The following is a 21888-nucleotide window of genomic DNA, read 5'->3' as shown; positions in this document are numbered from 1 at the left end:
GAACCGGTGGCGTGGGCTTGCGCTTGCGGGGTTTTTCCTATCAGTTTATGCAGATTCTGAGCCTGTTCAGACCTTTCGCGGGGCACCGCTTGCCGGAGACCCGCTCATTCATTCAAGCGAGCCTGTTTCGTCATGCGTGTTATCTTGGAACGGTCAAATCTCCTGAAGTCGCTCAATCACGTTCATCGCGTGGTCGAGCGGCGCAACACCATACCGATTCTGTCGAATGTGCTGCTGAGCGCCGAAGGCGCCACCCTCGAGATGAAGGCGACCGACCTCGATCTGGAGGTGACCGAAGCCACGCCTGCCAAGGTCGAGCGCGGCGGGGCGACGACGGTTCCGGCGCATCTGCTCTACGACATCGTGCGCAAGCTCGCCGACGGCGCTGAGGTCATGCTGAAGACCGACGAGGACGGCAACGCCATGACGGTGACCTCGGGCCGCTCGAGCTTCCGTCTCCAATGCCTGCCGCAATCCGATTTCCCGGAGCTTTCGGCCGGATCGTTCTCGCATATCTTCCGGCTCGATTCGGTTGCGCTCAGGGGCCTGATCGAGAAGACCCAATTCGCCATCTCCACCGAAGAGACGCGTTACTACCTGAACGGCATCTATCTGCACACGCATGATGCCGACGGCAAGCTGAAGCTGCGCTCGGTAGCGACCGACGGACATCGACTGGCGCGCGCCGAGATCGACGCGCCGGCAGGGTCCGAGGGCATGCCGGGCATCATCATTCCGCGCAAGACCGTCAGCGAGCTGCAAAAGCTTGTCGATGACCCTGATATCGCCGTGACCACCGAATTGTCCGACACCAAGATCCGCTTCACCATCGGCAGTGTGGTTTTGACATCGAAGCTGATCGACGGCACCTTCCCGGACTATCAGCGGGTCATCCCCACCGGCAACGACAAGAAGCTGATCATCGACCGTCAGAGTTTCGCCGCCGCCGTCGACCGCGTCTCGACCATCTCCTCCGAGCGCGGCCGCGCGGTGAAGCTTTCGATTGGAGAAGGCCAGGTCACGCTTGCGGTCAACAATCCGGATTCAGGCAGCGCCACCGAAGAACTGGCTGCGGATTATTCGTCCGACGCGATCGAAATCGGCTTCAATGCCAAATATCTGCTCGACGTCGCAGCCCAGTTGACCGGCACTGAGGCAAAATTCATGCTGGCGGACGCCGGTTCGCCAACGCTGATCCACGACATGGCCGACGAAACCACGCTCTACGTGCTGATGCCGATGCGGGTATAGGCCCGAAAGAAGCCATCTTGCTGTCATGACCGGAGTTGCGAAGCAGTCTGCGCACGACCAGCAGACTCATATAAGTAAGCTATCGCTTACGAATTTCCGCAACTACGCAACGCTGTCGATCGACATCGACCCCGGCGCCGTGATTTTTTCCGGTGACAATGGCGCCGGCAAAACCAATCTGCTGGAAGCGATTTCCCTGCTGACGCCGGGTCGCGGCCTGCGCCGCGCACCTTATGCCGACGTGGCGCGCGAAGGCGGCGACGGCGGCTTTGCCATCCATGCCCGGCTCGATGGGCCGGACGGCCCGGTCGAGATCGGCACCGGCATTGCAGGCGGCGACGCCGCCGGCGAGGGCGGCCGGCGGGTGCGGATCAATGGCGCGGCAGCGCGCTCGGCGGAGGACATGCTGGAATGGCTGCGCGTCGTCTGGCTAACACCGGCGATGGATGCATTGTTCACCGGGCCGGCCGCAGACCGCCGGCGCTTTCTCGACCGTCAGGTGCTGGCGATCGATCCCGGCCACGGCCAGCGCGCGCTCGACTACGAAAAAGCGATGCGCGGCCGCAATCGGCTGCTCGCCGAAGGCTCGCGTGACGGCGCCTGGTTCGACGCAATCGAGACGCAAATGGCCGAAACCGGTGTGGCGATTGCCGCGGCGCGTGCCGAACTGGTGCGCCTGCTTGCCGCGATGATCGACAGGCTGCCAAGCGCGGGTCCGTTTCCGCAAGCCGATATCGGCCTGTCGGGCGCGTTGGAAAGCGAAGTCGGAACCACCGCGGCTGTCGATGTCGAGGAGCGGTTCCGCCGCGCCCTTGCCGAAGGCCGCGATCGCGACCGCGCCGCCGGGCGCACGCTAGACGGCCCGCACCGTTCGGATCTCGTGGTGAGGCACCGGCCCAAGGCGATGCCGGCCGAACTCTGTTCGACCGGCGAGCAGAAGGCGCTGCTGGTCGGCATGGTCCTGTCGCATGCCCGGCTGACCGGCGAGATGTCGGGCATGACGCCGATCCTGCTGCTCGATGAGATCGCCGCCCATCTCGACGCAGGCCGGCGCGCCGCGCTGTTCTCGATCCTCGAAGAGCTGAACTGCCAGGCCTTCATGACCGGGACCGATGCGGCGCTGTTTTCCAGTCTCAAGGGACGCGCGCAGTTCCTGACCGTCGATCACGGCACGGTTGGGCCAACCAAAGACGCCTGACAAGATTTCTCGGCAGCTATATTGTCTTGCAATGAACATCACCGCGCTCACCGACGAAGAGCTTGAACGCTACGCCCGCCACATCGTGCTGCCCGAGATCGGTGGCGCCGGCCAGCAGCGTCTGAAGCGTGCGCGGGTCCTGGTCATCGGCGCCGGCGGGTTGGGGGCGCCGGTGCTCGAATATCTTGCCGCCGCCGGCGTCGGCACGCTCGGGATCGTCGACGACGACAGCGTCTCGCTGTCAAACCTGCAAAGACAGGTGATTCACGGCACCGAGACTGTCGGCATGGCGAAAACCGACAGTGCCAAAGCGGCTATCGCCCGCATCAATCCCAACGTCGCCGTGGAACTGCACAATCTCAGGCTGACGGCGGACAACGCCCCTGCTCTCGTCGCCCGCTATGACATCGTCGTCGACGGCTCCGACAATTTCGAAACACGCTATGCGGTGGCCGACGCCTGCGCCGCGGAAAAGCGGCCGCTGGTACATGCCGCCGTCGGCCGCTTCGACGGCTCGGTGACCGTGCTGAAACCGTTCGAGACCGGCGCGGACGGCAAGCCATATCCAAGCTATCGCGATCTTTTTCCGGAACCGCCGCCGCCCGGCCTGGTGCCGTCCTGCGCTGTGGCCGGCGTGCTCGGCGTGCTGACCGGCGTCGTCGGCACGCTGCAGGCCATGGAGGCGATCAAGCTGATCGCCGGCATAGGCGAGCCGCTGGTCGGTCGGCTGCTGCTTTACGATGCGTTGACCGCGCGCTTCGATACGATCCGCTACAAGAGAAACTAGATCTTGGGCAGCCTGGTTTCCATCGCGCAGCTTCCCGCCGATTTCGACCGATGGGACGAGGTGCTGGCGCTGATCATGCGCGCCTTCGCCTCGATGGACGGCGTCATCGATCCGCCATCCTCAGCACATCGGCTCACGGTCGAAAATCTCCGGGACAAGGCTCGGCGGGAGATGGGCTTTTCGGCGCTGAAGGACGGCAGGATCATCGGCTGTATTTTTGTTCTGGAGCGGGCCAACGATTTCTACGTCGGAAAGCTCGCCGTCGAACCGGGCTTTCAAGGACAGGGGATTGGCAGCCAACTGATGCAAGCTGTCGAGGATCTTGCCCGCAACCGCGGCAAGCCGGCGATCGAGCTTCAGACGCGGGTCGAACTGACCGGAAATCATGCAGCCTTTGCCCGCCTCGGCTTTCGCGAAACCGAACGGACGGCGCACAACGGCTACGACCGTCCGACCTCGATCACGATGCGCAAACGTCTTTCGTGATACCCCACCCGGGGTCAGATGGCGTTGATGGCGACAACGAAGCCTGCCTCGGCAGCCCCTCTTGGCAAGCGCCCTGCCGATGCCGCGGCTGACGCCCGTGACAAGAGCCGCTCTGCGCGGCCCACAGGCGTCAATGATGCCCGCAGCGCAGATGCCCGGCCAGATGGTGGATGTGGTCGGCGCCAATCCCGCAGCAGCCGCCGATGATGGAGGCACCCTTCGCGACCCAGCCGTCGGCCCAGCGGCAATAGGATTTCGGATCGAGATCGGCCCGGATATCCGAGATCACCTCGTTGGCCGCGCCGTCCTCGTCCTGGGAGCCGAAGGCGTTGGCATAGACCCCGAGCGGCAGACCGGGGGCGGCAATGCGCGCAGCTTGGAGCGCTGCTCCCATGACCTCGGGCATAGAGCAATTGAAGAGCAGCGCCTCCGCCCCCGTGCGCTGTGCGAGACGGGCAGCGTCGGCTACGCTCTGCCCGGACCGCAGCTGCGGCTCGGGCACGTCCTGCGGCGCGACATCGTCCCGCAGGGTGAAGGACAGCCAGAGCGGCTTGCCGCTGCCGCGCACCGCCGCGGCGGCGGTGTGGGCCTCCTCGAGGCTGCTCTGGGTCTCGGCGAGCCAGCAATCGACGTGGGGCGCGAGGCCCTCAACCAGAACCGAGAGATAGTCCTGCGCCAGGTCGGCCTTGAAAAGTTCCGGCTGATAGGAGCCGAAGACTGGCGGCAACGATCCAGCTACCTTCACGCCGGGCGTGCCGTCGGCCGCCTCGCGCGCCAGCCTTCCGGCCAGCGACGCCAACTCGGCGCCGCGCGCACGGAACCGCCCCTCGCCGATGTGGAAGGGCACCAGCGCATAGGAATTGGTGGTGATGACCTTCGCGCCCGCGCGAATATAATCCTCGTGCACCCGGCGGACCATCTCGGGCGCTTCCATCAGCGCCAGCGCGGACCATTCCGGCTGGCGGAAGGGCGCGCCGATGCGCTCGAGTTCGCGGCCCATGCCGCCGTCGAGAATGGTGATGTCGTTCATGCCTGCTCCTGTTGCGGCGTCGTCGCGCCGCGTCCTTGAAGTTCGTAGAAGCCTGCGACGTCCAGCTCGATCGACTCGGCGATATGGTCGCGGACGGCCTGTTCGGCCGCTTCGGGGCTTCCCCTCATCAGCGCGTCGAACAGGCGCTGGTGATCGCTGACCAGCGGCTGGCGGCAGGGCCAGTGTGCTTCGGACCAGCGATAGAGCCACTCCATCTTGTCGGCCAGAAGCCCGTGGCGACGGATCAGATGCTGGTGCCCGGTCTGCTCGACGAAACTGGCATGGAAGCCGAGATCGGCTGCCACCCGCACATCCGTGCCGCCGTCATTCGCCGCCGGTAGGGCGGCAAAAGCCGCCTCGACCAGATCGGTACCGAGAGCGGCGCGGCGTTGGGCGAGAATGCGGGCGGCCAAGCCTTCGAACGCCGCCCGCAATGTGTAGATCTCCCAGATCGCCTGGGCATCGAGCACGGCCACGCGCCAGCTCGAATAGGGCGTGCGCGTCACCAGTTCCTGCGCTTCCATCGCGAAGAGCGCGGAACGCACCGTGCCACGGCCGAGACCAATGCGTTCGGTCAAGGTCAGCTCGGTCAGCACCGCGCCCGGCGCAAAATCGCCACGCACGATCGCCTCGCGCAGCCACTCGGTGGCCTGGTCCTGAAGGCTCTTGCGCTGGATTGGCTGACGCATGTCCGGGGTCCTTAGCGATTGCGGTCGAAATGGCCGCTGAGAAAGGCGCGGCAGCGCTCCGATGCAGGATTGCCAAAGACCTGCCCCGGTGTGCCGGCCTCTTCTATCAGGCCCTGATGCAGGAAGACTACCCGCGAGGAGACCTCGCGCGCAAAGCCCATCTCGTGGGTAACGATCAGCATGGTGCGCCCTTCCGCGGCAAGGGCGCGGATCACCTTCAGGACCTCGCCCACCAGTTCCGGGTCGAGCGCCGAGGTGGGCTCGTCGAACAGGATGGCGCGAGGCCGCTGGGCAAGAGCGCGCGCGATCGCGACCCGCTGCTGCTGCCCGCCCGAAAGATGCGCGGGCCACGCATCGCGCTTTTCGGCGAGGCCTACCTTTTCCAGGAGCGCCGTGGCCTCCTCCACTGCCTCGGCGCGGGGACGGCTCTGGACGAACAGTGGCGCCTCGATGACGTTCTGCAGCACGGTGCGGTGCGGCCACAGATTGAAGTTCTGGAAGACGAAGCCGAGATGTCCGCGCATCTGCCGCGCCACGGCCAGTTGGGCGCGCGACAGACGGCCGCCCGTCGGGGAGAGGCTGTCCTCGCCCACCGACACCGTTCCGACGTCGGGGATCTCCAGCATGGGGATGCAGCGCAGCAGCGTGCTCTTGCCAGAGCCGCTCGCGCCTATCAACGAGATCACGTCGCCGTCCTTGGCGACAAGGTCGATGCCGCGCAGCACCTCGTTGCTGCCGAAGCTCTTGCGCAGGCCGGCGATGGAAAGCGCGGTCGATGGGAGGCTCATGGCGTCTCTCCGAATTGCCAGGGCGAAAGGCGCCGCTCGGCCCAGGCCGAGAGCCGCGTAACCACAAGCGACAGGGCGAGATAGATCGCCGCCGCGCAGAGGAATATCTCGACCGCCCGCCAGGTTTCCGAGGCGGCGGCGCGGGCTATGCCGGTGACTTCCATCAGCGTGATGGTCGAGACCAGCGCCGTGGATTTGAGGATCGAGATCACCTCGTTGGAATAGGCGGGCAGCGCCTGACGGACGGCTATGGGCAGCGTGATGCGGCGCATGACCGTCAGCCGCGTCATGCCCGAGACGCGCCCTGCTTCGACCGCGCCCCTTGGCACGGCGCGCAACCCCCCGCGCAGAATCTCGGACGTATAGGCGGCATCGTTCAGGATCAGCGCCAGCAGCCCGCACCAATAGGGCTCGCGCAGGAAGGGCCAGAGGAAGCCGTGGCGGATGAAGCCGAAGCCCGCCAGCCCGTAGTAGATCATGAATATCTGGATGAGCAGCGGCGTGCCGCGGAAGACGAAGACATAGGCCGAGGCCAGTGCGTTGCCGACCCTCGTCGTGCGCATGAGGTTGAGGATCAGCGAAAGGCAGAACCCGCCCACAAGCGCCAGGACGCCGAGGTTGAGCGTCAGCGGCAACCCCTTGAGGAGCTGCGTGAATATGCTCGAGAGAAAGGCGAAATCCATCTCAGAGCCCGCCTTGCTCGTGGCCGCGCAGGCTGCGTCTTTCGGCGAGGCGGAAGACATGATCCGACAGCGTGGTGATGATGAGATAGATGATCGCACCGGCGGCGTAGAACAGGAAATGCTCTTGCGTAGTGCCCGCTGCGACCGCGACCTGGCGCATGGTCTCGACCAACCCCGTCACCGAGACGAGGGCGGATTCCTTGATGACCGACTGCCACTGGTTGCCCATGCCGGGAATTGCGGTGACCAGCGCCTGCGGCGCGATGACCCGCCGAAACAGGATCAGCCGCGTCATGCCGACCACGCGCCCCGCCTCGATCGTGCCCCGGGGCACGGCCTGATAGGCGCCGCGCAGCACCTCGGACTGGTTGGCGGCCGAGATCAGCCCGATCGCCAGCACTCCGGCCAAAAAGCCGCTGATGTCGAACGGCCCCGACAGTCCGAGCGCCGTGCCAATGGCCGTGACGACCTGCCGGCCGCCGAAATAGAACAGGTAGATCACCAGGATATCGGGCACGCCCCGGAAGACCGTGGCGTAGGCCTCGGCCAGCTTGCGCAGCGGCCAGTTGCCCGCCACCCGGGCCCAGGCGATGAGCGTGCCGAAGGCCAACCCGCTCAGGAATGCCGCGACGGAGACATAGAGCGTCATGAGGCCGGCGCGCGCGAGCGCCAGCCCCCATCCGTCGGGCCCTAAGCCGAGAAGTGTCAGATCGGCCTGCACCCTGGCCTCAGAGCGCGGGCGTCACGACCATGCCGAACCATTTTTTCGACAGCTCGACGAGCGTGCCGTCGTCCGACATCGACTTCAGCGCTTTGCTGAGAAGCCCGGCCAGTTCGGCGTCGCCCTTCTGGACGACGAAGGCCGAGCCGCGCCCCATGACGCCGCCCGTGAAGGACGGGCCGGTGGCCTTGGCGGTTTCTGTGTTCTTCTCGAGGAAAGCCGAGATGTTGGTGACCGAGGCGATCCCGGCGTCGAGCCGCCCGTTCAGCAGATCCTGATAGACTTCCGGGCCGGTCTGATAGGTGCGGATCGTCACGCCCTTGTCGGCCAGATACTTGTTCAGGAAGTCTGCCTGGATGGTCGAGACGTGGACGCCCACGGTCTTGCCGTCCAGCACCCCGGCGATCGCCGTGATGGCGGCATCGGTGGCCTTCGTATCGTCGAGGTCGACGAAAGCGCCCGTGCCCGACAGTTCGACGCCGCTTTCCTTCAGCACGACGAAGGTCGAGCCGCCGGTGGTGTAGGGGAGCGAGAAATCGACCACTTCGAGGCGTTTCTCGGTGACGGAGACCGAGTCGACCACCGCATTGTACTTGCCGTCGATGAGGCCCTGGATCATGCCGTCCCAGGCCTGCGAGATCACCTCATAGTCGAAGTCGGCGCGCTTGGCGATCTCGGCCAGCATGTCCAGCTCGAAGCCGTAGAGCTCGCCATTCGGTCGGGTCATATTGAAGGGCGGGAAGGCTCCTTCGGTGGCGAAAACATATTTTTTACGTCCCTGGGCAAGAGCTGTGGCGGGGGCAACGGCGAGCCCGGCAATGGCGGCAAGGCCCATGCGCAGGAAGGTGCTGCGGGTGATTTTCATGCTTGGATCATCCTTGGGAGGAGGGTTGAGGGGTCAGGAAAGAAGATCGACCGCCATGCGCGTGAGCGCGATGGCGCTTTGCCCGATGCAGGCTTCATCGGGCTGATAGTCGGAGTTGTGGACGCGGTCGTCACGGCCGGGCTGGCCCGAACCGATGAATATCTGGACCGAAGGCATGAGTTCGGAGAAATAGGAAAAGTCCTCGGCTCCGAAGCTCGTTCCCGGCTCGACCTGAGGCGTCGCGCCGAACTGATGGCCGAGCACGGAAACCGCACGATCGACCAGCGCATCGTCGTTCATCAGGGGCGGCGCGCCGCGCGCATAGTCGATCTCGACGGCGGCATTGAGCGCCTGCGCCGTGCCTTCGCAGATGCGCCGGAACGCGGCCTCGGCGAGATCGCGCGATCGCGGCGAGCGGCAACGCACGGTGCCCTCGAACATGCAGCTGTCGGGAATGATGTTCTGGGTCGCGCCGCCCTCGATATGGCCGATGGTCAGGACGGCGGACTGCGCGGGGTCCATCTCGCGCGATATCACGGTCTGGAGTTGGGTGATGATGTGGGCGCTGGCGACGATCGGGTCGATGGCGGCATGGGGCCGCGCGGCATGGCCCGACTTGCCGCGCACCACCACCTTGAACTCGTCGCTCGATGCGGTGCTTGCACCGCGGTTCAACAGAACCTGCCCCGCCGGCAGTTCCGGACGGTTGTGGAAGGCGATGGCCATGTCAGCACCTTTGGCGGCACCGTCCGCCACCACCATGGCCGCCGCGCCGCTCTCCTGCGTCTCCTCGGCGGGCTGAAAAATCAGCCGGACCGAGCCGCGCAGACGCGGCGCCAGCGAGACGAGCGCATGCGCGGCGCCGAGAAGCGAGGCGGTGTGAAGATCGTGCCCGCAGGCATGCATCCTGCCTGGAATGGTCGAAGCATAAGGCAGACCGGTTTGCTCCCCGATCGGCAAGGCATCCATATCGGCCCGCAGGATCAGGCAGGGACCGGGAAAGGCTCCGGATATCTCGGCCACGACGCCGGTGCGGCCGACGCCGGTGCGCGCCTCGATCCCGAGCGCGCCAAGCTCGGCGGCGACCAGGCCGGCCGTGCGGACCGTGTCGAAGCCGGTTTCTGGATGGGCATGGATGTCGCGACGTAGTTCAATGAGGCGAGCCTCGATGGCGCGGATAAGTCCCTCGATCTCGGGGCCGGGGTCGTTGCGGCGTTCAGGCATCAGCTTTTTACACTCTTGCTATGGAAGCCCTTTGCTTGATGCTACTGTCATCTATTGTCAAGGATCGACAATCGACGAGACCGATCGGGAGTAGAATGATTTTCTAAAGCCACATGGGAGCTGCTCCGGGGGCAGCATCTGGGAACCTTGTTTCCCGCGCGACTGCACCGCGTGCAACCGGTGCCGCAAACTTTTGCGTGAGATGGTTGCTCATGCGGGGCCATCCCAGCCGCCTCAAGGCGGGGTCCCTGATCCCCTATCGGGGAACCTAAAGTCTTTGCTGAAGAATTGGACGGCGCCCGGTCACGTCCGCAGCGGCAGTACGCGGTCAGGCGGGCGATGGCCATCGAAGAAGGCGCGGATGTTGATGATCACCTTCTCGCCCATATCGATACGGCCTTCGAGCGTCGCCGATCCCATATGCGGCAACAGCACGACCTTGCCCTTGGCGGCGAGCTTCAGCAATTTGCTGTTCAGCGCCGGCTCATGCTCGTAGACGTCGAGGCCGGCGCCGGCGATCTTGCCGTCCTGGATCAGCTTGACCAGAGAGTCTTCGTCGATGATGTCGCCCCGCGCCGTGTTGACGATGTAGGCGGACGGTTGCAGAAGCGCCAGCCGCCGCGCCGAGAGCAGATGGAAGGTTGCCGGCGTCGACGGGCAATTGACCGAGATGATGTCCATGCGGGCAAGCATCTGGTCGAGGCTTTCCCAGTAGGTTGCCTCCAGCTCATCCTCGACCGCCGGCAGCACGCGATGGCGGTTGTGGTAGTGGATCGACAGCCCAAAAGCCTTGGCCCGCCGGGCGACAGCGGTGCCGATGCGGCCCATGCCGACAATGCCGAGGCGTTTGCCCCAGATCCGCCGGCCGAGCATCCAGGTTGGCGACCAGCCCGCCCACTTCTTGTCGCCGGTCAGCACATTGGCGCCTTCCGCCAGTCGCCGAGGCACCGCCAGCATCAGCGCCATGGTCATGTCGGCCGTATCTTCGGTCAGCACGTTCGGCGTGTTGGTGACGGTAATGCCCTTCTTCGCTGCTGCCGCCACGTCGATCTTGTCGACGCCGTTGCCGAAATTGGCGATCAGCTTGAGGTTGTCGCCAGCCTGAGCGATCAGCGCTGCGTCGATATGATCGGTTATAGTCGGCACCAGCACGTCGGCTTCCTTGACCGCCGCGACCAGTTCCGGCTGCGTCATTGGCCTGTCTTCGACATTCAGCCGGGCGTCGAACAGCTCACGCATGCGGGTCTCGACCGGATCGGGCAGCTTGCGCGTGATGACGACGAGGGGCCTTTTTCTGCCTGCCATTGTTTCCTCAAACCCAACCCTCGTTGAGACCTCTTTAACCAAGACAGGCGAAACTGGAGGCCGGTCGCGGTGCCAGCTCTCCATGTAACAAGAGGTTCCGCCGAAGACAAAGAAAAAGGGGCGCCAAGGCCGATGAGCCGGCGCTGAAAGGAACGAAAGTGTCTGGTTTTGCGTCGCTCCGCCTGACCCTCAGCGCAGCATTTATCGGCGCTATCCTTTATTCCCCGCTTGCGGCGGCACAGAGTGCGGCAGCACCGGCCCAGAGCGCAACGCTCGGGCCGAGCGGCCTGCCGCTGCCGCGTTTCGTCAGCCTGAAAGCGGGCCGCGTCAACTCCCGCGTCGGACCAGGCGTCAACTATTCCGTCGACTGGATGTACATGAAGCCTGGCCTGCCGATGGAAATCATCCAGGAATTCGACACCTGGCGTCGGGTGCGCGATGCCGACGGCTCGGAAGGCTGGATCAACCAGTCGCTGCTTTCAGGCCGCCGCACGGCGATCGTGGCACCCTGGCAGCGCGGCAAGGATGCCCGAATCAACCTTCTCAACGACCCGGAAAAGGATGCCAGCATCATCGCGATCATCGAGCCGGGCGCCATGGGCACGATCAGGTCCTGTGACGGCCAGTGGTGCGAAATGACCTTCGACGGCCACACCGGCTGGCTCGCCCAGTCGCTTGTCTGGGGCGCCTATCCGGGCGAACGGGTCAAAAACTGACCTCTTCTTGTCGGTTCGGGATCATGGTCTGGCGGGCGAGACGGTATCTCGCGACCCAATGACGCGCCGATCAATCGCAGCGTTTGGGACGCAGCCTTACCACGATGTCGACATTGGCGATCTCCATGCCTTCCGGCGGCTCCGGCAGGTTGGAAACCGTGACAGGACCGCTGGCGATATCGAAGATCCTGTTTTCGCCTTCAATGTAGAAATGATGGTGATCGGAGGTGTTGGTGTCGAAGTAGGTCTTTGACCCCTCGACGGCCAGGATGCGCAGAAGGCCCGCCTGGGTGAATTGATGAAGGGCGTTGTAGACGGTGGCGAGCGACACCGGCACGCCGGCGGCGATCGCCTCCTCGTGCAGTTCCTCGGCCGACAGATGGCGGTCGCCCTTGGCGAAAAGCAGATCGGCCAGCGCAATGCGCTGACGCGTCGGCCTCAGCCCAGCTTCGCGAACCCGCTTGTCCACAGCGACATTTTCCTTCCGGCAGCCCAGATCCATCTATCCGTCCAAGCTCATAGTTTCGCCCCAAGATATGCCCAGAATGGCAAAAAACGAACATCGCCCGAAACTGAACACCTCCCGACATATATTCTGTCGGCCGAATACGATCAATAGCGCGCATTGACCCAGGCAGACGGGCAGGTTAAGCGCAAACGCCGGTTTCCGGCCTGAAATAGATTGTGTTAGGAAACCAACGACAAGGGCGCTCTACCGCCCGGGACGATTACGGGGAAGAGATTGATGGCGGTTTCGAAATCCAGCTACGATTACGAAGAACTGCTTGCCTGCGCCCGCGGCGAGCTGTTCGGACCTGGAAACGCCCAACTCCCCTATCCGCCGATGCTGATGTTCGACCGCATCACCGAAATCAGCGAGACGGGCGGTGCCTTCGACAAGGGCTTCATCCGCGCAGAGTTCGACATTAAGCCGGACCTGTGGTTTTTCGCCTGCCACTTCATCGGCAATCCAATCATGCCGGGGTGCCTGGGCCTCGACGCCATGTGGCAATTGACGGGATTCTACCTCGGCTGGCTCGGCGAGCCGGGCAAAGGAATGGCGCTCTCGACCGGCGAGGTGAAGTTCAAGGGCATGGTGACACCGTCGGTCAAGAAGGTGGAGTATGGCGTGGACTTCAAGCGCGTGATGCGCGGCCGGCTGGTGCTTGGTATCGCCGATGGCTGGCTGAAGGCGGATGGCGAACCCATATACGCAGCAACGGACCTCAAGGTGGGTCTGTCCAAGCAATCGGCCGCCGCCTGACCGGCGCCCCCACAGCGCCGCGCGTCCTTGGGACGCGCAAACGAAGCTGTAGAACTTTAATTTGCGCATGATCCGTGTCCAACAGGTTTCGGGTTCAAGCGCTGGAAGGAGTTGCGAATGAGACGGGTCGTAGTGACAGGCCTCGGCATCGTGTCGTCGATCGGCAACAATGCCAACGAGGTGCAGGCCTCGCTCCACGATGCCAAGTCCGGCATCAGCTTCTCTGATTCCTTCGCCGAACACGGCTTCCGCTGTCAGGTCTGGGGAGCGCCGACGCTCGACCCCTCCGCCCTGATCGATCGTCGCGCTATGCGCTTCCTGTCGCAAGGTGCGGCCTGGAACCATGTCGCCATGGACCAGGCTATTGTGGACGCTGGACTTGGCGAGAACGACATCACCAATGAGCGCACCGGCATCGTCATGGGATCGGGCGGACCGTCGACCCGAGCCATCGTCGAAGCGGCCGAAACCACGCTCAAGAATGGCAGCCCCAAGCGCATCGGCCCGTTCGCCGTGCCGAAGGCGATGTCGTCGACCGCTTCAGCGACGCTCGCCACCTGGTTCAAGATCCATGGCGTCAACTATTCGATCTCGTCGGCCTGCTCGACCTCGGCGCATTGCATCGGCAATGGCTACGAACTGATCCAGTGGGGCAAGCAGGACATGGTCTTCGCCGGCGGCCATGAGGATCTCGATTGGACGATGTCGGACCTGTTCGACGCGATGGGCGCCATGTCGTCCAAGTTCAACGACAGGGCGTCGGCCGCCTCGCGCGCCTATGACGTCGATCGCGACGGCTTCGTCATTGCCGGCGGTGCCGGCGTGCTGGTCCTGGAAGAGCTCGAGCACGCCAAGGCACGCGGCGCCAAGATCTACGCCGAGATCGTCGGCTATGGCGCGACCTCAGACGGCTACGACATGGTGGCGCCATCGGGCGAAGGTGCGGTGCGCTGCATGCGGCAGGCGCTGGCGACCACCTCTTCGCCAGTCGACTACATCAACACGCACGGCACTTCGACGCCGGTCGGCGATTCCAGGGAAATGGGCGCGATCCGCGAAGTGTTCGGCGAGAAGATGCCTTTCATCACCTCGACCAAATCGCTGACTGGCCATTCGCTGGGTGCGGCCGGCGTGCAGGAATCGATCTACTCTATCCTGATGATGCAAGGCGGCTTCATCGGCGAGAGCGCTCATATCGAGCAACTCGATCCGGAATTCGAAGGCATGCCGATCGTGCGCACACGCATCGACGACGCCAGGATCGACACTGTTTTGTCCAATTCGTTTGGTTTCGGCGGCACCAACGCAACGCTGATTTTCCAGCGCTATTCCGCATAAGGATTTGCCGACCATGGACGGATTGATGAAGGGCAAGCGCGGGCTTGTCATGGGTGTCGCCAACGATCACTCGATCGCCTGGGGCATCGCCCGGAAACTCTCCGAACATGGGGCGGAACTCGCCTTCACCTATCAAGGCGAGGCCTTCGGGCGCCGGGTCAAGCCGCTCGCCGACAAGCTCGGCGCCTCGCTGGTCGTGCCTTGCGATGTCGAGGACAGCGCATCGGTTGCCGCCACCTTCGAGACCTTGGGCAAGGCCTGGGGCGGGCTGGACTTCGTCGTCCATGCCATTGGCTTTTCCGACAAGAACGAGCTGAAGGGCCTTTACGCCGACACCAGCCGCGACAATTTCGTCCGCACCATGGTCATCTCCTGCTACTCCTTCACAGAGGTCGCCCGTCACGCCGCCGCGCTGATGAAGGACAGCGGCTCGATGATCACGCTGACCTATGCGGGTTCTGTCCGTGTCATGCCGAACTATAACGTCATGGGCGTGGCCAAGGCCGGGCTGGAAGCCAGCGTCCGCTATCTCGCCAACGACTACGGACCGCGCGGCATCAGGGTGAACGGCATATCGGCGGGACCGGTGCGGACACTGGCCGGCGCCGGGATTTCCGACGCACGCCATATGTTTTCCTACCAGCAGCGCAACTCGCCGCTGCGCCGTACAGTGACCATCGACGAAGTCGGTGGCTCCGCGCTCTACCTCCTGTCCGACCTGTCGTCCGGCGTCACCGGCGAAATCCACTATGTCGATTCCGGCTACCACATCGTCTCGATGCCGGCGCTCGACGAGTTGAAGCAGGCCGACACCGGCCGGGAATAATTCGGCCCATAGAAAATGCCTTGGTCCGGTGAACTCCGCTCAGCGGCGCGCCGCCAAAACCTTGAACATCCCGTCGCGGGCGATCTCGGCGTGGCTGGAGAAGGCGGCCGCCAGCACCGGCTCGTAGGGAAGCTGACGGTTCGCCACCATGAACAGCCGCCCACCTGGCTTCAGCGCCTTCGCCGCGGCGCGGATCATGCCGGCACCGATCTCCGGCTCGGTCGCGCGGCTGCGATGGAAGGGCGGGTTCATGACGATGGCGTCATAACGGCGCTCGATCGGCTCGCTCAAAAGATCGATCCAGAAGAAATTGGGTTCCGCCGCTGTAGTGCCGATATTGCGTTTCGCCGCCTCCAGCGCCTCGAACTCGGCCTCGTAGAGATCGAGCGCCGAGATGCCGGGTGAGCGGGCGGCGACCTCGGCCGCCACATAGCCCCAGCCGGCGCAGAAATCGGCAATGTTGCCACGCAGGTCGCCGGGCAAATTGTCCACCAGCAATCTCGAACCTGCATCGATCTTATCAAAAGAGAACATGCCTGGTGCGGTGCGGAAACGGCTCTCGACCAGAAGCGTTGGATTGGCGACGCGAAGCGCGGCCGCGGCCGCGGCATCGGCCGGTCGATGGAACCAGAAGGCGATGCCGTGATGTTTCGGCATATGGCCGTCGAGCGTCACAAGCTCGCCGATGCGCTTGCGCAGGCTCGCAATGCCATCGTCCTTACCGCCGGCGACGGCGATCAGTCCGCCCGGCCTCACACGCTCAATCGCCTCAGCGATGCGCAATTCGTTTTGCCCGCGATGACGGCCGGCAAGCACCAGTGCCGCATCGAAACCTTCGCCCTCCAGATGCGGCGTGACCGTGAAGCCGGCGCCCTGCAGCGCGCGAAAATGCGGGCGGAAGCCTTGCACCAGATGCAGTGTTGCATCGAAGCCTTCGGGCAGGCGGAAACCCGGTTCAGCGCCCAGAAAGAGGACGCGCTCGCCTTTACGCGGCATGGCGACAGCCTCGGCCTCGAACGGGTGGAACAGTGTCTTCAGCGGCTCGGCGGACATTCTTCGATCTCTTGAAAATGAAAACGGGCGCGACCTGTCGGCGCGCCCGCTTCGATTATACCGTCAGATCGCTCAGGCGGCGTCTTCTTCGCCTTCGGCCTTCTTGTCGCGGGCGATTTCCTTGCCCGTGGCCTGGTCGACGACCTTCATCGACAGGCGGACCTTGCCGCGCTCATCGAAGCCCATCAGCTTGACCCAGACCTTGTCGCCTTCCTTGACGACGTCGGAGGTCTTGGCGACGCGATCGTTGGCGAGCTGCGAGATGTGGACGAGGCCGTCACGCGGACCGAAGAAGTTGACGAATGCGCCGAAGTCGGCGGTCTTGACGACCGTGCCCTCGTAGATCTCGCCGACTTCCGGCTCGGCAACGATGGTGTGTATCCACTTCTTCGCCGCCTCGATCTCCTTGGCATTGGACGAAGCGATCTTGACCGTGCCGTCGTCTTCGATGTTGATCTTGGCGCCGGTCTTTTCGACGATCTCGCGGATGACCTTGCCGCCCGAGCCGATCACGTCGCGGATCTTGTCGGTCGGGATGTGCATGACCTCGATGCGCGGCGCGAACTCGCCGAGCTCGGAACGGGCACCGGACAGCGCATTGGCCATTTCGCCGAGAATGTGCTGGCGGCCGTCCTTGGCCTGGCCGAGCGCGATCTTCATGATCTCCTCGGTGATGCCTTCGATCTTGATGTCCATCTGCAGCGAGGTGATGCCATTGGCGGTGCCGGCAACCTTGAAGTCCATGTCGCCGAGGTGATCCTCGTCGCCGAGGATGTCGGAGAGCACCGCGAAGCGCTCGCCTTCCTTGATGAGACCCATGGCGATGCCGGCGACCGGCTTTGCCAGCGGCACACCGGCATCCATCAGCGCCAGCGAGGTGCCGCAGACGGTGGCCATCGACGACGAACCGTTGGACTCGGTGATCTCCGAGACGACGCGCAGCGTGTAGGGGAACTGATCGGCGGTCGGCAGCATCGGGCGGATCGCGCGCCAGGCGAGCTTCCCGTGGCCGATTTCGCGGCGGCCGGGCGAACCCATGCGGCCGGTTTCACCAACCGAATAGGGAGGGAAGTTGTAATGAAGGAGGAATTTCTCCTTGTACATGCCGGTCAGCGAATCGACATACTGCTCGTCCTCGCCGGTGCCGAGCGTGGCGACGACCAGCGCCTGGGTCTCGCCGCGGGTGAACAGCGCCGAGCCGTGGGTGCGTGGCAGGACGCCGACTTCGGAGACGATCTTGCGGACCGTCTTCAGGTCGCGGCCGTCGATGCGCGAGCCGGTGTCGAGGATGTTCCAGCGCACGACCTTGGCCTGGAGCTCCTTGAACACGGTGCCGATCTGCTCGGACGTGTATTTTGCTTCCTCGCCTTCGGCGGGTACGAACGCAGCCTTGACCTTCGCCTTGACGGCGTCGACGGCGGCATAGCGCTTCTGCTTGTCGGTGATCTTGTAGGCATCGCGAAGCTCGCCTTCGACGATCTTCAGCATCTCTGCTTCAAGCGCCGAATAGTCCGGCGCGGTGAAATCGCGCGGGTCCTTGGCGGCAACCTCGGCCAGCTTGATGATCGCATCGATCACCGGCTGGAAGCCGCGATGGCCGAACATGACGGCGCCGAGCATCAGGTCCTCGCCGAGCTCCTTGGCTTCGGACTCAACCATCAGCACGGCGTCTGAGGTGCCGGCGACGATCAGGTCAAGCTTGGATTCCTGCATCTCGTCGACATGCGGATTGAGCACATATTCGCCGTTGATGTAACCGACGCGGGCGCCGCCGATCGGGCCCATGAAGGGGACGCCGGACAGCGTCAAGGCCGCCGAGGTGGCGACGATCGACAGGATGTCGGGGTCGTTTTCGAGATCATGCTGGACGACGGTGACGACAATCTGCGTGTCGTTCTTGTAGCCGTCGGCGAAGAGCGGGCGGATCGGACGATCGATGAGGCGGGAAACCAGCGTTTCCTTCTCGCTCGGACGGCCTTCGCGCTTGAAATAGCCGCCCGGGATCTTGCCGGCGGCATAGGTCTTTTCCTGGTAGTTGACGGTTAGCGGGAAGAAATCGAGGCCGGGCTTCGGCTCCTTCATCGAAACGACGGTGGCGAGAACCTTGGTTTCGCCGTAGGTGGCGAGCACCGCGCCGTCAGCCTGGCGCGCGATCTTGCCGGTTTCGAGGATGAGCGGGCGGCCGCCCCATTCGATTTCCACTTTATGGTGATTGAACATATCTTGTCCTTCATATGCGGAAAGGGCCGCGCCGTTTCACCGTGCGCGAGTGCCCCTTTCCCTTGGCTTCATTTCTCGGGCAGCCACGGGCAAGACAACGGGAAGCTCGGGTAAATCCGGCGCGATTGCCGCGCGAGCGTCCTGCAATCCTGCCCCATGACCGTCCATGGGCGGTTTCGAATGGCCCTGTGCTATTTCGAAACCGGGTTTGGCCAATCGATCCGACTGGCCTTGCGCATGATCCCGAAACCGCGGCCTGCGGAAAGCATCATGCGCAAATTCAAACTTTCAGAGCGTCCTATTTGCGCGTCTAGATCGATGCGCGGCGCTCTACTTCCTTCATAGAGCAATGGACTGATCCGATGCTCCAATGCGCGACCGGCGGGCTCTCGAAAGAACCCGCCGGTCAATTCGTCAACGGCGCAGACCGAGCTTCTCGATCAGCGTCTGATAGCGCGCGTCATCCTTGCGCTTGAGATAATCAAGCAGACTACGGCGCTGGGAGACGAGAGCAAGCAGACCACGGCGGGAATGGTTATCCTTCTTGTGGTCCTTGAAATGGTCGGTCAGGTTCTTGATGCGCTCGGAAAGGATGGCCACCTGGACTTCCGGAGACCCGGTATCGCCCTTGGCGGTTGCGAATTCACCCATCAATTCCTTCTTGCGCTCGGCAGTAATCGACATCGTGTTTTTCCTTATCTGTTTGAGGAAACGGGACGCCCTCAGCCGGGATGTCGTCCAGCAGGGGCCGGTACAAGCAACGTGTCATTGCACGATGCTGCGGCGCATATAGTGCAATTCAGGCAAAAACACCAGCCCAATTCACAAGCCGGCTTTTTGCGGCACAAACGAAGATTTCCCTTCGGCTAAAGCCACTTCTTCCATCTGAAGAAGGCAATCAGCCCGAACGCGACAAGGGCCATGAACACGAGCGCCGCCGGATAGCCGTATTGGGCCTTCAACTCCGGCATGTTCCATGGCGAGCTTTCTGGATCGAAGTTCATGCCCCACACGCCAACGAGAAAGGTTAGCGGGATGAAGATCACCGAGACGATCGTCAGATAGCTGATGACATCGCTGGTGCGCGCCTGGCTCAGCGACAGATGCATCTCGATCAGACCGGTCAGCATGTCGCGCTGGGTTTCGACCAGTTCGATGAGCCGAAGCGAGTGGTCGAGCGTGTCGTTCAGGAAAACCTTGGTCTCGGCCTTCACATAGGGCACGTCGTTGCGGATCAGCGTGGCCAGCGCATCGCGCATCGGCCAAAGCACCCCCTTCAGCACATTGGCGTCGCGCCGCAACTCGTGAAGCTGCCGCATCTGGTGCTTATCCGACGCGCGCAGCATCTGGTCCTCGATGCTGTCGACCAATTCGCCGGCAGCCTCGATCGGCGGGAAATAGCTGTCGACGATGGCGTCGATCAGGGCATAGGCGAGATAGTCTGCTCCGCGTGCGCGCAACCGGTTGGGCATCGAGCTTTCGATGCGCTTGCGCACGGGATCGAACGGATCGCCTTCGCGCTCCTGGAAGGTGACGACGAAGTTCTTGCCGAAGAAGACGGCGATCTGCTCGTAGCGATGCGCGGTGACGTCGTCGATCATCCTGACGACGACAAAGGCATGGTCCTCGAAGAAGTCCACCTTCGGCCGCTGGCCGGTGTTGACGACATCTTCCAGCGCCAGCGGATGCAGGCTGAAAATCCGGCCGATCTCCTCGATCAGCGGGATGTTGGCGAGACCGGTACAGTCGAGCCAGATGACCGGCCATGTGTCGCAATTGGCTTTGACGTCGTCGATGCTGGCATCTTCGATCGTCTCGAATTTATTGGGCGACATCAGTGTCAGTCGCAGTTCGCTGCGCCGCGCCGCCGGGTCGGCGATCAGCGTGCCCGGCGATGCGCCAACCGGCGGCCGCCGTGCCGTCACCGGCGCCCGCTTCTTGATCGTCTCGGCCTTTGCCATGTGCCCCTCGGATGTTTAAGTCTCATCGAGATTAGACGACGGGACTCACCTGGCAAAGACCCGCTTCGGCTTGAACATGCCTTGTTCGATGGCGCCGATGGCGACCAGCTTGCCGCGCGCCGTTGCGCAGGCCTCCTCAGCTTCCACCGGCGCATCGCGGCCGCGGATGATGACCGGATTGCCGAGGCGGATTTTTGTTGCCGCGTCGTCACTGATCGCGATCTGCGGCAGGCAGTCGAGCGCGGCTGATGTATCGACCAGAAGCGCGTCGATCGCGTCGAAGTCGACTGGCACCGTGTCCGCTGAATCCGAACTTTCGCCCCGTTCGCCAAAGCGGGCGGCTTCCAGCTCGGCGATGGTGACGAAGTCTTCCTGCGTGAACGGCTCGACCTCGATCCGGCGCAGTTCGGCGATGTGACCGAAACAGCCGAGGTCGCGGCCCATGTCGCGGGCCAGCGAGCGCACATAAGTGCCCTTGCCGCATTCGACCTCGAAAATGGTGCGATCAGCACTGTGCTCAATCAGGTCGAGACGGCCGATCTCGACTTCCCGCGCCGGAATGTCGACCGTCGCGCCGTCGCGGGCAAGGTCATAGGCGCGCTCGCCTGCGATCTTGATGGCTGAAAATTGTGGCGGCGTCTGCATGATGACGCCGGTGTATTTCGGCATCAGCAAAAGCACATCGGCTTCAGCCGGACGCTGGTCGGAGCTTTTCGTCACCGGCCCTTCGAGGTCATCGGTCGAACGCTCCTCACCCCAGGCAACCGTGAAGCGGTAGACCTTGGCGCCATCCTGGACATAAGGCACGGTCTTGGTCGCTTCGCCGAGCGCGATCGGCAGCATGCCGGAAGCGAGCGGGTCGAGCGTGCCGGCATGGCCGGCCTTTTCGGCCTGGAACAGCCATTTGATCTTGGAGACGGCTTCGGTCGAACCCATGCCGACGGGCTTGTCCAGCACCAGCCAGCCGGAGATCGGCCGGCCCTTCTTCTTGCCGCGACGCGCCACTATTTTTCGTCCTTGTCATTGTCTTTATTCTGGTCGTCAATCTGGGCATCTGTGCCGAGGTCGCGCGCCACTTCGGGCGAGTGCAGCAATTCGTTGATCTTCTGGAAATTGTCGTAGCTGGTGTCGAGCCGGAAGCGGAACTCGGGCATGTACTTCATCTGCCGGAGCGCGCCGGAAACGCGGCCGCGCACGAATTTCGCATGCTTGTTGAGCGCCTCGACCACCGCATCGGTATCACTTGCGCCGAGCGGCGAGACGAAGGCGGTGGCGATCTTCAGATCGGGCGACATGCGCACTTCCGAGACCGAAACCACGGCATTCTCGATCAAGGGATCGAGGATCTCGCCACGCTGCAAGGTTTCCGAAAGCGCATGGCGCACCTGCTCGCCGACGCGAAGCATGCGCTGGGATGGGCCTGATGTGGTTGAACGGGGCATTTTTCTCTATCCTGAAATCGTGAAGCGCGGGATGGGACCGC

At 63.5% G+C, this 21888-nt stretch carries 23 protein-coding genes; 8 read left to right on the top strand and 15 right to left on the bottom strand.

Annotated features, from left to right (window positions below):
* Positions 1 to 132: 132 nt before the first annotated feature.
* The 4 genes from dnaN to CIT25_RS26225 are packed head-to-tail and all read left to right on the top strand — an operon-like array spanning position 133 to position 3722.
* On the top strand, positions 133 to 1251 hold the full coding sequence (gene dnaN, locus CIT25_RS26240; protein ID WP_095487902.1) for a DNA polymerase III subunit beta: 1119 nt from the start codon (positions 133 to 135) through the stop codon (positions 1249 to 1251).
* A gap of 25 nt (positions 1252 to 1276) precedes the next feature.
* Positions 1277 to 2449, top strand: a complete 1173-nt coding sequence (gene recF, locus CIT25_RS26235) for a DNA replication/repair protein RecF (protein WP_095487900.1) — start codon at positions 1277 to 1279, stop codon at positions 2447 to 2449.
* A 31-nt stretch (positions 2450 to 2480) separates the two neighbouring features.
* Positions 2481 to 3236 (top strand): molybdopterin-synthase adenylyltransferase MoeB, encoded by a 756-nt coding sequence (locus CIT25_RS26230; RefSeq protein ID WP_095487898.1) that lies wholly within the window; start codon positions 2481 to 2483, stop codon positions 3234 to 3236.
* A gap of 3 nt (positions 3237 to 3239) precedes the next feature.
* Entirely contained in the window at positions 3240 to 3722 is a 483-nt protein-coding gene (locus CIT25_RS26225; RefSeq protein ID WP_095487896.1) for a GNAT family N-acetyltransferase, read from the top strand.
* A 130-nt stretch (positions 3723 to 3852) separates the two neighbouring features.
* Here CIT25_RS26225 and CIT25_RS26220 read toward each other — a convergent pair whose 3' ends face one another.
* The 8 genes from CIT25_RS26220 to CIT25_RS26185 form a co-directional block, all read right to left on the bottom strand.
* Positions 3853 to 4752 (bottom strand): homocysteine S-methyltransferase family protein, encoded by a 900-nt coding sequence (locus CIT25_RS26220; protein ID WP_095487894.1) that lies wholly within the window; start codon positions 4750 to 4752, stop codon positions 3853 to 3855.
* On the bottom strand, positions 4749 to 5441 hold the full coding sequence (locus tag CIT25_RS26215; protein ID WP_095487892.1) for a GntR family transcriptional regulator: 693 nt from the start codon (positions 5439 to 5441) through the stop codon (positions 4749 to 4751). The genes CIT25_RS26220 and CIT25_RS26215 overlap by 4 nt, the downstream gene beginning before the upstream one ends.
* 11 nt (positions 5442 to 5452) lie before the next feature.
* Complete coding sequence (locus CIT25_RS26210; RefSeq protein WP_095487891.1) at positions 5453 to 6229, bottom strand: ABC transporter ATP-binding protein; 777 nt, start codon at positions 6227 to 6229, stop codon at positions 5453 to 5455.
* Entirely contained in the window at positions 6226 to 6912 is a 687-nt protein-coding gene (locus CIT25_RS26205; RefSeq protein WP_095487890.1) for an ABC transporter permease, read from the bottom strand. Before CIT25_RS26205 ends, CIT25_RS26210 begins: the two co-directional genes overlap by 4 nt.
* Position 6913: 1 nt before the next feature.
* Positions 6914 to 7633 (bottom strand): ABC transporter permease, encoded by a 720-nt coding sequence (locus CIT25_RS26200; protein WP_245329991.1) that lies wholly within the window; start codon positions 7631 to 7633, stop codon positions 6914 to 6916.
* Positions 7634 to 7640: 7 nt separating this feature from the next.
* Positions 7641 to 8498, bottom strand: a complete 858-nt coding sequence (locus CIT25_RS26195; protein WP_095487888.1) for a transporter substrate-binding domain-containing protein — start codon at positions 8496 to 8498, stop codon at positions 7641 to 7643.
* Between the two features lie 33 nt (positions 8499 to 8531).
* Positions 8532 to 9722, bottom strand: coding sequence for a M20 metallopeptidase family protein (locus tag CIT25_RS26190; protein WP_095487886.1), 1191 nt, complete (start codon positions 9720 to 9722; stop codon positions 8532 to 8534).
* 303 nt (positions 9723 to 10025) lie between these two features.
* A complete protein-coding gene (locus CIT25_RS26185; RefSeq protein ID WP_095487885.1) occupies positions 10026 to 11027 on the bottom strand; it encodes a 2-hydroxyacid dehydrogenase in 1002 nt (333 codons plus the stop codon).
* Between the two features lie 158 nt (positions 11028 to 11185).
* Between CIT25_RS26185 and CIT25_RS26180 the strand changes: the two genes are divergently transcribed.
* Entirely contained in the window at positions 11186 to 11743 is a 558-nt protein-coding gene (locus CIT25_RS26180) for an SH3 domain-containing protein (RefSeq protein WP_095487883.1), read from the top strand.
* Positions 11744 to 11813: 70 nt separating this feature from the next.
* Here CIT25_RS26180 and irrA read toward each other — a convergent pair whose 3' ends face one another.
* Positions 11814 to 12245, bottom strand: coding sequence for an iron response transcriptional regulator IrrA (gene irrA / locus CIT25_RS26175; protein ID WP_006337949.1), 432 nt, complete (start codon positions 12243 to 12245; stop codon positions 11814 to 11816).
* Between the two features lie 243 nt (positions 12246 to 12488).
* Here irrA and fabA point away from each other — a divergent pair, with 243 nt between their 5' ends.
* From fabA to fabI, 3 genes are all read left to right on the top strand, one after another.
* On the top strand, positions 12489 to 13007 hold the full coding sequence (gene fabA, locus CIT25_RS26170; protein ID WP_023802127.1) for a 3-hydroxyacyl-[acyl-carrier-protein] dehydratase FabA: 519 nt from the start codon (positions 12489 to 12491) through the stop codon (positions 13005 to 13007).
* Positions 13008 to 13124: 117 nt separating this feature from the next.
* Complete coding sequence (gene fabB, locus CIT25_RS26165; protein ID WP_095487881.1) at positions 13125 to 14345, top strand: beta-ketoacyl-ACP synthase I; 1221 nt, start codon at positions 13125 to 13127, stop codon at positions 14343 to 14345.
* A gap of 13 nt (positions 14346 to 14358) precedes the next feature.
* Positions 14359 to 15171: an enoyl-ACP reductase FabI gene (fabI, locus tag CIT25_RS26160; protein WP_095487879.1), complete on the top strand. Its 813-nt coding sequence runs from the start codon at positions 14359 to 14361 to the stop codon at positions 15169 to 15171.
* Positions 15172 to 15210: 39 nt separating this feature from the next.
* Here the strand turns inward: fabI and CIT25_RS26155 are convergent, their stop codons facing one another.
* The 6 genes from CIT25_RS26155 to rbfA all read right to left on the bottom strand — a co-directional run bounded on the left by CIT25_RS26155 (position 15211) and on the right by rbfA (position 21847).
* Positions 15211 to 16224, bottom strand: coding sequence for a class I SAM-dependent methyltransferase (locus CIT25_RS26155; RefSeq protein WP_095487877.1), 1014 nt, complete (start codon positions 16222 to 16224; stop codon positions 15211 to 15213).
* Between the two features lie 72 nt (positions 16225 to 16296).
* Positions 16297 to 18444, bottom strand: coding sequence for a polyribonucleotide nucleotidyltransferase (gene pnp / locus CIT25_RS26150; RefSeq protein WP_095487875.1), 2148 nt, complete (start codon positions 18442 to 18444; stop codon positions 16297 to 16299).
* Positions 18445 to 18858: 414 nt separating this feature from the next.
* The gene (gene rpsO, locus CIT25_RS26145) at positions 18859 to 19128 is read right to left on the bottom strand and encodes a 30S ribosomal protein S15 (protein WP_006337962.1); all 270 of its coding nucleotides are present in this window, start codon (positions 19126 to 19128) and stop codon (positions 18859 to 18861) included.
* Between the two features lie 182 nt (positions 19129 to 19310).
* The gene (gene corA, locus CIT25_RS26140) at positions 19311 to 20405 is read right to left on the bottom strand and encodes a magnesium/cobalt transporter CorA (RefSeq protein ID WP_095487873.1); all 1095 of its coding nucleotides are present in this window, start codon (positions 20403 to 20405) and stop codon (positions 19311 to 19313) included.
* A gap of 45 nt (positions 20406 to 20450) precedes the next feature.
* On the bottom strand, positions 20451 to 21410 hold the full coding sequence (gene truB / locus CIT25_RS26135; protein WP_095487871.1) for a tRNA pseudouridine(55) synthase TruB: 960 nt from the start codon (positions 21408 to 21410) through the stop codon (positions 20451 to 20453).
* Entirely contained in the window at positions 21410 to 21847 is a 438-nt protein-coding gene (gene rbfA / locus CIT25_RS26130; protein ID WP_095487869.1) for a 30S ribosome-binding factor RbfA, read from the bottom strand. Before rbfA ends, truB begins: the two co-directional genes overlap by 1 nt.
* Positions 21848 to 21888 lie beyond the last annotated feature (41 nt).

The sequence above is a fragment of the Mesorhizobium mediterraneum genome (genome assembly GCF_002284565.1).
Lineage (GTDB): Bacteria > Pseudomonadota > Alphaproteobacteria > Rhizobiales > Rhizobiaceae > Mesorhizobium > Mesorhizobium mediterraneum.
Note: the sequence above shows the minus strand (reverse complement) of the source record. Positions and strands in the feature narration are given on the sequence as shown.